This window comes from Cupriavidus sp. FW306-01-F10A, assembly GCF_058782785.1.
Genome location: NZ_JBYSYA010000009.1, coordinates 19,254 through 32,854, shown reverse-complemented (window position 1 = coordinate 32,854; position 13,601 = coordinate 19,254). Strand labels below are relative to the sequence as shown.

Sequence of the window (13,601 nt, the reverse complement as noted above, 5' to 3'; positions counted from 1 at the left end):
CCGGTGGCCGCCACCGCAGGTATCGTGACCACGGCCGACAGCGCCGGCCAGAGCGCGGCGGCGGCCCGCAGCGGCCCGCTCACGCGCGGCAATATCGTTGCCCGCATCGAGCGCATGCCGGGCAACGCCATGCATATCCGCGCCCGGCTGCTGATCGGCCTGGCCACCTTCTTCGATGGCTTCGACGTCATCGCCATTGCCGCAACGCTGCCGCTGCTGATCGCGCAGTGGTCGCTGACGCCGGGCCAGATCGGCTTCCTGATCGCGGCGCCGTCAGTCGGCCAACTGGTCGGGGCGCTGTTGTTCCCGGGCCTGGCCGAGCGTTTCGGCCGGCTGCGCTCGATCGGCTGGAGCGCGGGCATCATCGGCCTGATGAGTATTGCCTGCGGCTTTGCGCCGTCGTTCGAGATATTCTTGCTGCTTCGCATCGTGCAGGGCCTCGGCCTTGGCGGTGAGCTGCCGGTGGCCGCCACCTATATCAACGAAGTCACGCGCGCGCATGGCCGTGGGCGCTTCGTGCTGAGTACGAGGTGGTGTTCCCGATCGGCCTGATGGTGTCCAACGGCGTTGGCGCCTGGCTGGTGCCGCACTACGGCTGGGAGGTGATGTACTTCATCGGCGGCGTGCCGCTGGTGCTGTTCTTCATCCTGCGCCGCGTGATCCCGGAATCGCCGCGCTGGCTGGCGGAGAAAGGCCGTCTTGAAGACGCCGATGCCGCACTGCGTGCGTTCGAGGCGCGCGCCAAGGGTCCGCTGCCTCCGCCGGTCAATGCCGGCAGCTACGACCGCATGACCCAGCACCCGCGCCGGCGCGTGCGTGACCTGGTCAGCAAGGCCTACCTCGGCCGCACGCTGGCGGTATGGATGTTGTGGGCGACCTGCGGCTTTATCCAGTACGGGCTGTCGACGTGGCTGCCCACGGTCTACAAGACCGTCTACCACGCGCCGCTGCAGCTGGCGCTGAACCTTGCCGCCGGTGCCTCGGTGCTGGGCGTGGTCGGTTCGCTGGTGTGCGCGATGATCGTCGACAAGGTGGGCCGCAAGCCGGTGATCAATGTGTCGTTCCTGCTGTGCGCGCTGTCGCTGGTGCTGGCGGGGGTGTTCCACGCTTCGGACGTGTACGTGGTCGCTACTTTCTGCGCGCTGGCGATGGGGTTCCTGGCCAGCGGCTTTATCACCGCCTATGTCTATACGCCGGAGCTGTATCCGACCAGCGTGCGGGCGATGGGGTGCGGGCTGGGTGGGGCGTGGCTGAAGCTGGCGGCGATCTTCGCGCCTGGCCTGATCGCCAGCACCATTGGCAGCGGCAACCTCAGCGTCGCCTTCTTCGCGCTGGCCGTGGTGCCGGCGCTGGCGGCTGTCACCGTGCATTTCCTTGGCATCGAGACCAAGGGGCGGGTGCTGGAAGAACTGGAGGTCTGAACGGGCGTGCTCGTCCCGTTCCCTTCGGGCCGCCCCGCGATCCGGGTGCGGCCCTTTTTCTTTATTCCTGCGTGCGCAACAGCTTGCGCAGCCCCTGGTAAACCGCTTCCCGCTCCTCCGGCGACAACTGCCGGATCACCTGCGCCTGCCCCCGCCGCGCCAGCGGCATCACTTGGTCGTGCAGCGCGGCACCGGCTTCACTGATCGCGCAGATCAGCTTCTTGCGCGGCGTGTTGCCGGCTGAGGTCAGCCGCACCAATCCCCGATCCTCCAGCAGCCGCAGCGTGCGGCTCACCAGCGCCTTGTCCGAGGTCGACTGGGTCACCAGCTCGGCAAACGGCAGTTCGCGCGCGTGCGCCAGCAGCGCCAGGATGCGCCACTCCGGCACGGTCAGGCCGAACTGTTCCGCATAGGGCTTGGTCACCGTGCTGCGCAGCGCGGTGACCAGCTGGCTCAGCATCGTGGTCAGGAAATTGTCGACGGTCAGGCCGCTGCCGGCCTCGTCGAGGTCGGTCCACGGGCTGGTGTTGTCGGTGTCTGGCGCGGGCTGGCCGTTGGCGGGCGCGGCGTCACGGGGCATGCGTTCCTCTTGGTCAGGTTCTGCCGGCCGCGGAGTTCGGGCCGGTTGGCGGGCCCGATTGTCTCACAGGCGCTCGCCAATTCCGCCACCGGGGGTCGCTTTCGCGCCATGCGAAAGAATTCAGAAAAGTCAGCCAAGTCAATTGGGGTTTAACGTAAGTTGAGTTGTCAATATTGGCGACATAGGATAGTAAATGTTCCGGATGTGAACACGAGTTTTACTAATAAAACAACCGAAAGTGTTGTAACCCGAGCCAACCCTGTTTTCGCGGTGCGCACAACAGCCCACTCCAACCGCGAATGCGCCCCCACAGGAGCTGTTGATGAGACACGAACGCCCCCGCCGCCTTTTCCTTGCCGCCACTGCCATGGCCGCGCTCGCGCTTGCCGCGGGCAGCGCGCTGGCCACCGCCGCGTATCCGGCCAAGACCGTGACCATGGTCGTGGCCTATCCGCCCGGCGGCGACACCGACGCCATGGCCCGGCTCTATGCCGACAAGCTGTCGGCGCGCCTGAAGCAGCCGGTCATCGTCGAGAACCGCCCCGGTGCCGGCGGCGTGGTCGGCGCCAGCTTCGTCAGCCGCGCGCCGGCGGACGGCTACACGCTGCTGTACACGCCCAACCCTTTCACGCTGGCGCCGATGGTGCTCAAGCTGGCGCCGTCGGCCAGCTATGACCCGCTGCACGGCTTCACCCCCGTGATCCAGACCGCGGTGCAGGCGGTCCTGCTGGTGGCCAACCCGCAGGCCGGCATCAAGACCGTCGGCGAGATGATTGCCGCGGCCAGGGGCGGCAAGACGCTGACCTATGGCAGCCCGGGCGCGGGTTCGCCAATGCATATCGCCGGCGAGATGCTGAACCGCGCCGCGGGCGTGAAGATCCAGCACGTGCCGTACAAGGGCGTGGCGCCGGCAGTCAACGACGTGGTGGCGGGGCACGTGAACTTTGCCTACGTCACGCTGGGCCCGGTGGCGCAGTACATCAACACCGGCCGGCTGATCCCGCTGGCGATCACGGACGCAAAGCGCTCGCCGCTGCTGCCCAACGTGCCGACGCTGGCCGAGCTTGGCTACAAGGACGTGGTGGTCGGCGCCTGGCATGGCGTGATGGCGCCCAGGGGCACGCCGCCCGAGGTGGTCAAGGTGCTGAACCAGCAGCTCAACGACGTGCTGCGCCTGCCCGACGTGACCGAGAAGATGGCCACCTTCGGCGCCAGCCCGGTGGGCGGCGCCCCGGCCGCGCTGGAAAAGGTCAACGCGGCCGATTACGAGCGGCTGGGCAAGGTGATCCGCGACCTCGCGATCACGGCGGAATGACGCAGGGCACCGCATCGCATTCATGCAACCAGACAAGCAGGAGGCCGGCATGAGCAAGGCCATCGTGGGAAGCTCCACGCCGCAGGTGACCGCGCGGGAAAAGGTCATGGGGCGCGCGCAGTATGCCGGCGACATCAAGTTGCCCGGCATGCTGCACGCCAAGGTGCTGCGCAGCCCGCACCCGCATGCGCGCATCGTGCGCATCGACACCGCCGCGGCGAAGGCGCTGGCCGGCGTCAAGCTGGTGGTGACCGCGCACGATGTGCCCACCCGCAACTGGGGCCCGCACCGCAAGGAGCAGCGCATCCTGGCCTGCGGCGTGGTGCGCCACGTCGGCGAGGAAGTGGCCGCGGTGGTGGCGGTCAGCGAGGAGATCGCGCGCGATGCGCTGGACCTGGTCCGCATCGAGTACGAGGCGCTGCCCGCGCTGCTGACGCCGGAAGCGGCGCTGGCCGATGGCGCGCCCGAGATCCATGCCGGCACGCGCAATATCGGCCATGAGATGCACATCGTGCGGGGCGACGTGGATGCCGCGTTCGAAGCCTGCGCGGCGGTGTATGAGGCCACCTACGACATGCACTCGCAGTACCCGGGCTACCTTGAGCCGATGGCCTCGGTGGCGGCGCAGGACGGCAACGGGCGGCTCACGCTGTGGGCCTCGACCCAGTCGGTGTTCCTGGCGCGCGCGCGGCTGGCCGAGGCGCTGGACCGGCCGGTCTCGACCATCCGCGTGGTGCAGGCCACCACCGGCGGCGGCTTCGGCGCCAAGATCGTCGAGGAGAACAACAGCCTGATCTGCGCCTTCCTGGCCAGCCGGCTGGAGCGCCCGGTGCGGCTGGTCAACAACCGGCTGGAAGACTTCCAGGGCGCGCGCGCCAGCGTGCCGATGAAAGTGTGGCTGCGCATGGGGCTGTCCGCAGACGGCGTGATCCTGGCCAAGGATGTGCGCATCACGGCCGAATGCGGCGCCTACTCCGGGCTTGCCGGTGATGTGATGCACGTCACCGCCATGCGCAGCGACAACATGCACCGCGTGCAGAACGTGCGCTCGCATGCGGTCATGGCCTATACCAACAACCCGCCGCGCGGCGCCTTCCGCGGCTTTGGCGGGCAGCAGATGCAGTTTCCGCTGAACTGCCACCTGACCGTGCTGGCCGGCATGCTCGGCATGGACCCGGTGGAGGTGCACAAGCGCAATGCGATCGGCGCCGGCGAGACCAGCGTGCATGGCTGGAAGATCAGCAGCACCGGCATGGCCGAGTGCCTGGACATGACCCGCAACGCCATCGGCTGGGACGAGAAGCGCGCCGCCCCGCGCGGCACCGGCACGCGCCGGCGCGGCGTGGGCATTGCCGCGGCCATGCACGTCAGCGGCAACCGCACGCTGGGCAACTGGGACGGCTCGACCATCCTGCTCAAGGTCAACGAGGACGGGCGCGCGATGCTGCAGACCAGCGAGTGCGACATGGGGCAGGGCGCCAACACCATGCTCAGCCAGATCTGCGCGCAGGAGTTGGGCATCCCGCTGTCGCACGTCACCGTGATGGCGCCGGATACCGATACCGCGCCGTTCTGCCTGGGCTCGCTGGCGTCGCGCGTGACCATCATTGCCGGCAACGCGGTGCTGCGTGCCGCGCGCGAGGCGCGCCAGAAGCTGCTGGCCCTCGCGGCGGAGAAGCTTGGCGTGGACGCGGAACAACTGGAGATTGCCGATGGCCGCATCGCCGCGCCGGGCCAGCCCGACAAGTCCGCCACGCTGGCGGAGATCGCGCGGCTGCATATCTTCCGCCACGGCGGCGAGGGCATCCACGTGCGCGCCACCTATGACGCGCCCACGGTGATGCACGACGCCGACTACTACGGCAACGTCGCGCCCGCGCAGTCCTTCGCGGCACAGGCGGTGGAAGTGGAAGTCGACACCGGCACCGGCCAGGTCACCGTGACCGACAGCTTTGTCGCCGACGACTGCGGCAAGGCCATCAACCCGCTCGCCGTGCACGGCCAGACCCACGGCGCGACCGTGCAGGCGATCGGCTGGACCCTGTACGAGAACCTGCAATACGAGGATGGCCGCCTGATGAACGGCAACTTTGCCGACTACACCATGCCTACCGCCGACGCGGTGCCGATGCTGCGCACCGACGTGGTGGAATCGAACGACCCCAACGGCCCCTATGGCGCCAAGGGCGCCAGCGAAACCGCGATCCTGCCGGGCGCGGCGGCGATCGCCAATGCCGTCTTCGACGCCGTGGGCGTGCGCATCCAGTCGCTGCCGATCACGCCTGAGAAGGTGCTGGCGGGCCTGCGCGAACTGAAGCAGAAGGAGGCCGCCCATGCGTGACTTTGCCTTCCTTGAGCCGGCCACCGTGGCCGAGGCCAGCCAGATGCTGGCCGATCTGGGCGACAGTTGCCGCATCCTTGCCGGCGGCACCGCGCTGATGCTCGGCATGCGCCAGCGCATGCTGACGCCTGGCCACCTGGTCTCGCTGGGCCGGCTCGAGGCGCTGCGCGGCATCACCTTCGATGCGCGCGAGGGCCTGCGCATCGGCGCGCTGACGCTGCATGCCGAGGTGGCGCGCTCGCCGCTGGTGCAGGCGCACTACCCGATGCTGGCCAGCATGGCCTCGCGCGTGGCCAATCCGCAGGTGCGCAACCAGGGCACCATCGGCGGCAACCTCTGCTATGCCGACCCCGCCACCGATCCGCCGGGCTGCCTGATGGCGCTGGGCGCGCGGATCGTGGTCAGCGGCCGAGGCGGCGAGCGCGAGATCGATATCGAGGACTTCCTGGTCGACTACTACGTTACGGCACTGGCGCCGGACGAGATCGTCACGCAGATCCGCGTGCCGGCGCCGGGTGCCGGCGCCGATGGCCGCTATGCGCGTTTCCTGCGCACCGCCGCCGAGCACCGGCCGCTGGCCAGCGTGGCACTGGCGGTGCGGCGCGAGGGCGCGTTCTGCGTCGAGGCACGGCTGGCCGTGGGCGCGTCCACGCCGATCCCGGCCCGGCTGCGCCGCGCCGAAGCGCTGCTGGCCGGCAAGGCCGTCACCGCGGAACTGGCCGAGGAAACGGCCGCCATTGTCGCCGCGGACATCAACGCGGTCTCGGACATGCGCGGGTCCGAAAGCTACCGGCGCGAGATGGTGCGGGTAGTCGCGCGCCGCACCATTGCCGAGCTGTTTGGCGTGGCATCGGAGTAAGGAGTCTTCATGAACCAAGTCAGCATCGAACTCACCGTCAACGGCGAAGAACACCAGGTGGAGGTGCCGGCGCGGCGCCTGCTGTCCGACCTGCTGCGCGACGACCTGAACCTGACCGGCACCAAGCGCGGCTGCGAGACCGGCATCTGTGGCGCCTGCTCGGTGCTGGTCGACGGCGAGGTGGTCAAGTCCTGCCTGATGCTCGCCGTGCAGGCGCGCGGGCGCCATGTGATGACCGTGGAGGGGCTGGCCGCTGATGGCCAGCTGCATCCGCTGCAGCAGTGCTTCATGGACAACGGCGGGCTGCAGTGCGGCTATTGCACGCCGGGCTTCCTGATGGCCTCGTGCGCACTGCTTGCCAACAACCCCAACCCGACCGAAGACGAAGTCCGCCACGGCCTGAACGGCAACCTGTGCCGCTGCACCGGCTATGTCGGCATCGTTGAATCGGTCCTGTCCGCCGCGGAGAAAATGCGTGGAAATTGAAAAGACCCTGGTCACCGCGGCGCCGCCGGCGCGCGTGTGGGAGCTGCTGCTCGACCCCAACGTGATGGGCGCGTGCGTGCCCGGCATGGAATCGATCGAAGTGCTGAGCGATGTCGAGTACATCGCCCATATGGCGGTCAAGATCGCCTTCATCAACGCGCGCTTCCGGCTGCATACGAAGATCGTCGAGACGCGCGCGCCGCATTACCTGCGCACCGAGGGCACTGGCGAGGACGCCTCGGTGGCCAGCTCGCTGCGCCAGTCGAGCGAGCTCTTCCTGACCGCGCTGGACGATGGCGGCACGCAACTGCGCATCAGGGTGCAGGTGGACGTGCTGGGCCGGCTGGGCACTTTCGGCCTGAGCGTGATGAAGACCAAGGCCGACCGCATGTGGGACGAGTTCGGCGCCAACCTGCTGGCGCGGCTGTCGCCGCAGGGGGCGCAGGCAGCGCCCGAGCCGGCGGCGAAGTCCGCACCCGCGGCACCGGTTGCATGGGCCGCGGCTGCCAACGGCCATGCGGTGCTGCCGACGCGGTCCGCGCCGCCCGCACCCGCCGCCGGCGGGCTGTTCTCGCGGCTGTTCGGGCGCGGCGAGGCCGCGCGCGGGCCGCTGTCGGATATCTGCGTCGAGCTGCGCCGCCGCGACGAGACCATCGTGGTGCGGTGGCCCGCCGCCCAGGGCGAGCAATGCGCGGCCTGGCTGCGCGACTACCTGCGCCCGGGGGCATAGGCGGGGCCAGGGCGGGGTCTGCCGGCAATACGGGTACCCTACGGGGTGCAGGCGTGATATATGAGAGCGTTACGCCAAGACCGAATATTGCAGAGACAGACCATGACGACCGATTCGCCGCAGGAAGACACGCAGGAAAGCGGCCAGGAGGGCGCCCCGGAGAGCGCCCAGGACAAGTACATCGTGCCGGGGCTGGAGCGCGGCCTGCGGCTGCTGGCCGAATTCAGCAGCCGTGAGCGCACCTTGTCGGCGGCCGAGCTGGCGCGCCGGCTCAAGGTGCCGCGTTCGACCGTGTTCCGGCTGCTGGCCACGCTGGAAATGATGGGTTTTGTCGAGCGCACCGACGGCGGGCGCGAGTTCCGCCTGGGCATGGCGGTGCTGCGGCTGGGCTTTGACTACCTGGCCTCGCTGGAGCTGACCGAGCTGGGCCGCCCGCTGCTGGACCGGCTGCGCGACGAGATCCACTATCCGTGCAACCTGGTGGTGCGCGACGGGCGCTCCATCGTCTATGTGGCCAAGTCGGTGGCCTCGCGCCCGTTTGCCAGCACGGTCAACGTCGGCACCCGGCTGCCGGCGCACGCCACCGTGCTGGGCCGCGTGCTGCTGGAGGACCTGTCGCTGGCGGAACTGCGCGCGCTGTATCCGGAGGAGCGCCTGGAGGTGTATTCCGAAAGCACGCCGCGCACCGTCGAAGAGCTGTACGACATGGTCCAGCGCGACCGCCAGCGCGGCTATGTGCTGCATGAAGGGTTCTTCGAGGCCAGCATCTCCACCATCGCGGCGCCGGTGCGCGACCGCAGCGGCAAGGTGGTGGCGGCGCTGGGCGCGACCATCCCGGCCTCGCGTATCGATCCGGACCAGCTCGACAACGTGGTGGAACAGGTCAGGCGGGCGGCGGCCGAGCTGTCGAGCCTGCTCGACTACCGGCCGGAGGTGCAGAAACCGTTCGCGTGACGGCAGCGCGCGCCGCCAGCCATCCAATGGGAAGCAATATGCAGCAACGCAAGACATACAACAGGCCGCCGCGCCGGCGGCAATGGCTGGCCGGCACGGCGCTGGCCGCTGCGCTGGCGGCGTGCGTGCCGTGGCAGGCGGCGCAAGCCGCCGGCTGCGCCAATGTGCGCATCGTGGTGCCGTTCCCGGCCGGCGGGCCGGCAGACCAGCTCGCGCGCACGCTGGCGCACGGGCTGCAGCAGCGGCGCGGCACGCCGTTCGTGGTCGATAACAAGCCTGGCGCCAACGGCAATATCGGCATCGACACGGTGCGGCGGGCACCGGGCGACGGCTGCACGCTGCTGGTGGCCCCGGCCGGCAACCTGACCATCAACCCGACGCTGATGCCGGCGCTGAGCTACAACGTCGAGCGTGATTTCCAGCCGGTGTCGCTGCTGGCGGGGTCGCCCAACGTGCTGGCGGTGCATCCGTCAGTGAAGGCGAATTCCGTGCAGGACCTGGTCAGGCTGGCACAGCAGGCAGAGAAGTCCGGCAAGCCGCTGGGCTACGCCAGCCCGGGCGTCGGCAGCGGCCTGCACCTGGCCGGCGAGCTGTTCCGCAACAAGGCCGGCATCACGCTGCTGCACGTGCCCTACAAAGGCACCACGCAGGCGCTCAACGACGTGGTGGGCGGGCAGGTGCCGATGCTGTTCGGCACGTGGCCGGCGCTGGCGCCGTTCATCCAGTCCGGCGCGCTGCGCGCGCTGGCGGTGACGCAGCCCAGGCGCTCGCCGGCCGCGCCGAACGTGCCGTCGCTGGCCGAGCAGGGCGTGCCCGGCATCGACGTCAGTTCCTGGTATGCGCTGCTGGTGCCCAGGGCCACGCCGCAGCCGGCGGCCGATGCGCTCAGCGCCGACGTGCGCGCGCTGCTGGCCACGCCCGCGGTGCGCGCCGAGCTGCAGCGCCAGGGCATGGAGCCGGTGGGCAGCACGCCGCAGGCGCTCGAGGCGCGCATCCGCGACGAAACCGCGGCGTGGGCGAAGCTGATCAAGGCGTACGGGATTACCGCGGAGTAGCGGCGGAGCGGTATCCCATCAGGCCCGACAGGTCGCGCGCGGCCTGCCCGACTTCCTTCGCCACGCGCTCGCGCAGCGCGCCATCGGCGTCAAAGCGCTGCTGCGGTCCCGCCACGCTGATGGCGGCGATCACGTCGCCGTCGGCGCCGCGCACCGGTGCCGCGCAGGAATCGATGCCCGGCTCATAGGCGGAAAAGCTCCAGGCGCAGCCGCGTTCGCGGTCGGCGGCAAGGATATCGGCCAGCCGCGCGTGCGTGGCCGGGCTCTGGCCGGTGACCGTCGGCAGGGGATCGGGTCCCAGCAGCTCGCGCAGCGTCTCCGGCGGCAGCTCGGCAATCAGCATCCGCCCCGGCGTGGTCAGGTGTGCGGCCACGCGGCTGCCCACCTGGATATTGCTGACCAGCGAGGCCGCGGGCATCTGCCGCAGCAGGTAGAGTGCATCGCCGCCATCGCGCACGGCCAGGTAGGCCGACAGCTGCAGCGACGCGCTCAGCCGGGCCAGCACGCGTGCGGCAAAGCTGGTCAGGTCATTGCTGGCCAGCACGCGCGAGGCCAGCTTCAGGAAGTTGAAGCCGACCTGGTGCCCGCCTTGCGGCAGGCGTTCCACCATGCCCTCATGCTCCAGTGTATCCAGCAGCCGCATCACGGTGACGCGGTTCACGTCGATGCGCCGGCCCACTTCGCTCAGGTTGGCGGTGGCGCCGCCCTCGGCGATGAAGCGCAGCAGGCGCAGGCCGCGGATCACCGGCGAGACCAGCTGGGCTTCGCGGGCGTCTTCAGTATCGCCATCGTCGGCAAGGTCAGGCTGTGGGCGGGACTTGGGCATGGTGGTGTCTGCTGTCAACGGAAAACGGCCGCGCAGGCGGCCGTGCTGGCGGAAACGATCGGAGCGGCTTCAGCCAAGCGCGACGTTCCAGGCGTCGTAATCGTACACCCAGTCGGCATTGCCGCCTTCCTTCAGCCAGGCATTGCTGCGCGAGCCGATCTGGATGCGGCTGGTGCGTTCGAGGCGCGCGGCCTGGTAGCGTGCCAGTGCGACGGGCACGCCTGCGGCACCGCCGGGTGCGGCATCGGCAAGGCAGCGCGCCAGCACCACGCCGTCTTCAATCGCCATGCCGGCGCCCTGCGCCATGAACGGCATCATCGGGTGGCAGGCGTCGCCCATCAGCGTGACCGGGCCGGCGCACCATGCCGGCAGCGGGTCGCGCACGTACAGCGCGGAGATCAGCACCTCGTCGCAGGCATCGAGCAGTGCGCGCGCCTCGGGGTGGAAGCTGGCATAGGCGCTGCGCAGGTCTTGCACGCGGCCCGGTGTGGTCCAGGACTCATGGCGCCAGGCTTCCTGTGCGACGGTGGCGAAGATAAAGATGTCGCGGCCGCGGTTGAGCGGGAAGGTGACGATCTGCGTGGCGGCGTCGGGGCCCCACCATTTGGTGAAGGCGCCCAGGTTGGGCACGCCGGCGAGGCGCTCGGCGGGAACGACCGCGCGGTAGGCCACCACGCCGGTGAAGATCGGGCTTTCCTGGCCGAACAGGGCGGTGCGCACGGTCGAGTGGATGCCGTCGGCGCCGACCAGCACGTCGACGCGCTCCTGCGCACCGTTGGCGAAGCGCAGCGTGGCGCCATCGGCATGCGGCTCGATGGCCACGGCCTTGTGGCCAAGGCGCACGCATTCGGCCGGCACGGCGGCTTCCAGTGCGGTCATCAGGTCGGCGCGGTGCATGGTCAGCTGCGGAGCGCCGTAGCGGCGCTCGGCGTCTTCCTGCATCGGCAGGCGGGAAGTTTCTTCGCCGGTGTCCCACGTGCGGCTGATGCGGTGGCTGGGGCGTGCGGCGGTTTCGCGCAGGGCGTCGCCGATGCCTAGCCCGTCGAGGGCGCGTACGGCGTTGGGGGTCAGGTTGATGTCGGCGCCTACGCGGGCGAAGCGGGGGGCTTGTTCGTAGACGATTGCGTCCAGGCCGAGCTTGCGCAGTGCGATGGCTGCGGCGAGGCCGCCGATGCCGGCGCCGTTGATTCCGATCTTGAGGGGCATTTGGTCTACCTGCTTGGCTGTGTTCAAAAATGTACTATATGTTCATAAAAATATATGAGCGTAGAGGTAACCAGTCAATTAAGGGTGAACCCCTAGGGAGTGGTTTTCAGTCCTTTGGTGAGCTGGGGGCAATGCGGTCGGTTTGTGGCTTCCGGCAGCGTGGCTGTTTCGCCGGCGTAGCCGGCGAGTCACTTTTTGTCCGAGCGACAAAAAGTAACCAAAAAACGCGTCGCCTATGCGGCTGGCAATAAATTCCACGTTTTTGTGGTTCGCGCGGTGGTGGTTTCCGTTCCGCGTGGTTGGCCGTTCGACCTTGCTACGCCATGTGAGTTAGGGACAGTGCCTGCGTCAACCCACTATTGAACGATCCCCATGCAGGGCGTAGGCCGCCTGCTGCCAGCCGTATCGCGGGGACGCCTACGGCTGCAACGCAGGCTCAAAATGCGCTGACGGTCATTGGGCGCTTGCGCGGAGCGCAGCCGAAGGCGTTGATGCGATGTCGCCGGCCCAAAAAAAGCAGCCGCACACGGCGGCTGCTCTTGAAACCATCACTGGTACACGAACGCTCAAAGCCCCAGCACGAGCTTGGCAATGATATTGCGCTGGATCTCGTTGGAGCCCCCGTAAATCGACGCCTTGCGATAGTTGAAATAGCGCGGCGCGAGCACGGCAGCATATTCAGGGCCGACACGCGGCGCGGCCTCGCGTCCCTGCAAATGAGCCCAGGTGTCCTGCACGAACGGCAATGCCGCCGGGCCTGCAGCTTCCACGGCAAGTTCGCTGGCCGCCTGCAGGGCCTCGGTGCCCGTGAGCTTCAGCATGCTCGACGCAGCCCCGATCGAGGTTCCGGATTCCACGCCTGAGAACACCCGTAACTCAACCGCTTCCAGCGCGGCAGCACGCAGGTGCAGCGCCGCCAGCTTGCGGCGGAAGGCGGGATCGTCCAGCAGGCGGCCACCGTCGTCGGCAGGCTGCTCTGCCGCAATCTCCGCGATCTTCGACAGTTGCTTGCGCAGCATCGGGCTATACGTACCGCCGCGCTCGAACTCCAGCAGGTACTTGGCGTAGGTCCAGCCCTTGCCTTCCTCCCCGATGCGGTTGGCTGCCGGCACGCGCACGTTCTCGAAGAAGACCTGGTTCACTTCCTGCTGCCCGGTCATGGGGCCGTCCAGCGTCGGCAGTGCCGACACCGTGATGCCGGGGGTATGCATGTCGAGCAGCAGGAACGAAATCCCTTCCTGGCGCTTCGATTCGCGGCTGGTGCGCACCAGGCAGAACATCCAGTCGGCCCACTGCGCATGCGTGGTCCAGATCTTGGAGCCGTTCAGGATGTAGTGCTCGCCGTCGCTGTCGGTGCCGTGGTCGGCGCGCATCTGCAGCGAGGCCAGGTCGGAGCCGGAGTTGGGTTCGGAATAGCCCTGGCACCACCACACGTCCGAGCTCAGGATCGGCGGCAGGAAGCGCTGCTTCTGTTCGGGCGTGCCGTACTTCATGATCACCGGCGCCACCATCTTCAGGCCCATCGGCGACACTGGCGGGCAGCCGGCGGCGGCCAGTTCCGACTGGAAGATAAAGCGCTCGGTCGAGCTCCAGCCCGGGCCGCCGTATTCTTTCGGCCAGTTCGGCGCGGCCCAGCCGCGCGCGTGCAGCGCCTTCTGCCAGCGCAGCTGCGCGGCCTTGTCGAGGTAGCCGTTCTTGGACTGCGTCATCATCGCGCGCAGGTCGGCGTCATAGGCCTGGGCGATCCAGGCGCGCACGTCTTCACGGAACTGCTGGTCTTGCGGGGAGAAATCGAGATTCATCGACGGGCCTCGCTGGGTATTCGTCT

11 protein-coding genes and 1 pseudogene are annotated in these 13,601 nt (G+C 68.7%); 8 read left to right on the top strand and 4 right to left on the bottom strand.

The features are described from left to right. Positions 1-114 precede the first annotated feature (114 nt). Positions 115-1,421 (top strand): annotated as a pseudogene (locus tag AC3WLF_RS15070) (MFS transporter). A gap of 61 nt (positions 1,422-1,482) precedes the next feature. Here the strand turns inward: AC3WLF_RS15070 and AC3WLF_RS15065 are convergent. Beyond that, complete coding sequence (locus AC3WLF_RS15065; protein ID WP_010811677.1) at positions 1,483-2,001, bottom strand: MarR family winged helix-turn-helix transcriptional regulator; 519 nt, start codon at positions 1,999-2,001, stop codon at positions 1,483-1,485. Between the two features lie 322 nt (positions 2,002-2,323). Here AC3WLF_RS15065 and AC3WLF_RS15060 point away from each other — a divergent pair, with 322 nt between their 5' ends. From AC3WLF_RS15060 to AC3WLF_RS15030, 7 genes are all read left to right on the top strand, one after another. Next, entirely contained in the window at positions 2,324-3,316 is a 993-nt protein-coding gene (locus AC3WLF_RS15060) for a Bug family tripartite tricarboxylate transporter substrate binding protein (protein ID WP_492321249.1), read from the top strand. 49 nt (positions 3,317-3,365) lie between these two features. After that, on the top strand, positions 3,366-5,657 hold the full coding sequence (locus AC3WLF_RS15055; protein WP_492358444.1) for a xanthine dehydrogenase family protein molybdopterin-binding subunit: 2,292 nt from the start codon (positions 3,366-3,368) through the stop codon (positions 5,655-5,657). Continuing rightward, positions 5,650-6,516, top strand: a complete 867-nt coding sequence (locus AC3WLF_RS15050) for an FAD binding domain-containing protein (protein WP_492321247.1) — start codon at positions 5,650-5,652, stop codon at positions 6,514-6,516. The genes AC3WLF_RS15055 and AC3WLF_RS15050 overlap by 8 nt, the downstream gene beginning before the upstream one ends. 9 nt (positions 6,517-6,525) lie before the next feature. Next, positions 6,526-7,002 carry a (2Fe-2S)-binding protein gene (locus tag AC3WLF_RS15045; RefSeq protein ID WP_010811673.1) on the top strand — a complete coding sequence of 159 codons (477 nt, stop codon included), beginning with the start codon at positions 6,526-6,528 and terminating at the stop codon, positions 7,000-7,002. Further along, positions 6,992-7,732: an SRPBCC family protein gene (locus tag AC3WLF_RS15040; protein ID WP_492351839.1), complete on the top strand. Its 741-nt coding sequence runs from the start codon at positions 6,992-6,994 to the stop codon at positions 7,730-7,732. The genes AC3WLF_RS15045 and AC3WLF_RS15040 overlap by 11 nt, the downstream gene beginning before the upstream one ends. Before the next feature lie 102 nt (positions 7,733-7,834). Next, complete coding sequence (locus AC3WLF_RS15035; protein ID WP_492321245.1) at positions 7,835-8,686, top strand: IclR family transcriptional regulator; 852 nt, start codon at positions 7,835-7,837, stop codon at positions 8,684-8,686. Between the two features lie 38 nt (positions 8,687-8,724). Then, on the top strand, positions 8,725-9,741 hold the full coding sequence (locus AC3WLF_RS15030) for a tripartite tricarboxylate transporter substrate binding protein (protein WP_492358443.1): 1,017 nt from the start codon (positions 8,725-8,727) through the stop codon (positions 9,739-9,741). Here the strand turns inward: AC3WLF_RS15030 and AC3WLF_RS15025 are convergent. The 3 genes from AC3WLF_RS15025 to AC3WLF_RS15015 all read right to left on the bottom strand — a co-directional run bounded on the left by AC3WLF_RS15025 (position 9,728) and on the right by AC3WLF_RS15015 (position 13,575). Continuing rightward, on the bottom strand, positions 9,728-10,567 hold the full coding sequence (locus AC3WLF_RS15025; protein WP_492358442.1) for an IclR family transcriptional regulator: 840 nt from the start codon (positions 10,565-10,567) through the stop codon (positions 9,728-9,730). The two genes, AC3WLF_RS15030 and AC3WLF_RS15025, sit on opposite strands and share 14 nt — an antisense overlap. A 69-nt stretch (positions 10,568-10,636) precedes the next feature. After that, positions 10,637-11,773 (bottom strand): FAD-dependent monooxygenase, encoded by a 1,137-nt coding sequence (locus tag AC3WLF_RS15020; RefSeq protein ID WP_492358441.1) that lies wholly within the window; start codon positions 11,771-11,773, stop codon positions 10,637-10,639. A gap of 566 nt (positions 11,774-12,339) precedes the next feature. Continuing rightward, positions 12,340-13,575: an acyl-CoA dehydrogenase family protein gene (locus tag AC3WLF_RS15015; RefSeq protein ID WP_492321241.1), complete on the bottom strand. Its 1,236-nt coding sequence runs from the start codon at positions 13,573-13,575 to the stop codon at positions 12,340-12,342. Positions 13,576-13,601: the final 26 nt, after the last annotated feature.

Excerpts from the sequence above, each read along its gene's own strand:
- AC3WLF_RS15055 (WP_492358444.1), top strand. The coding sequence starts at position 3,366 with ATGAGCAAGGCCATCGTGGGAAGCTCCACGCCGCAGGTGACCGCGCGG.
- AC3WLF_RS15035 (WP_492321245.1), top strand. The coding sequence starts at position 7,835 with ATGACGACCGATTCGCCGCAGGAAGACACGCAGGAAAGCGGCCAGGAG.
- AC3WLF_RS15020 (WP_492358441.1), bottom strand. The coding sequence starts at position 11,773 with ATGCCCCTCAAGATCGGAATCAACGGCGCCGGCATCGGCGGCCTCGCC.
- AC3WLF_RS15050 (WP_492321247.1), top strand. The coding sequence starts at position 5,650 with ATGCGTGACTTTGCCTTCCTTGAGCCGGCCACCGTGGCCGAGGCCAGC.
- AC3WLF_RS15025 (WP_492358442.1), bottom strand. The coding sequence starts at position 10,567 with ATGCCCAAGTCCCGCCCACAGCCTGACCTTGCCGACGATGGCGATACT.
- AC3WLF_RS15065 (WP_010811677.1), bottom strand. The coding sequence starts at position 2,001 with ATGCCCCGTGACGCCGCGCCCGCCAACGGCCAGCCCGCGCCAGACACC.
- AC3WLF_RS15030 (WP_492358443.1), top strand. The coding sequence starts at position 8,725 with ATGCAGCAACGCAAGACATACAACAGGCCGCCGCGCCGGCGGCAATGG.
- AC3WLF_RS15045 (WP_010811673.1), top strand. The coding sequence starts at position 6,526 with ATGAACCAAGTCAGCATCGAACTCACCGTCAACGGCGAAGAACACCAG.
- AC3WLF_RS15060 (WP_492321249.1), top strand. The coding sequence starts at position 2,324 with ATGAGACACGAACGCCCCCGCCGCCTTTTCCTTGCCGCCACTGCCATG.
- AC3WLF_RS15015 (WP_492321241.1), bottom strand. The coding sequence starts at position 13,575 with ATGAATCTCGATTTCTCCCCGCAAGACCAGCAGTTCCGTGAAGACGTG.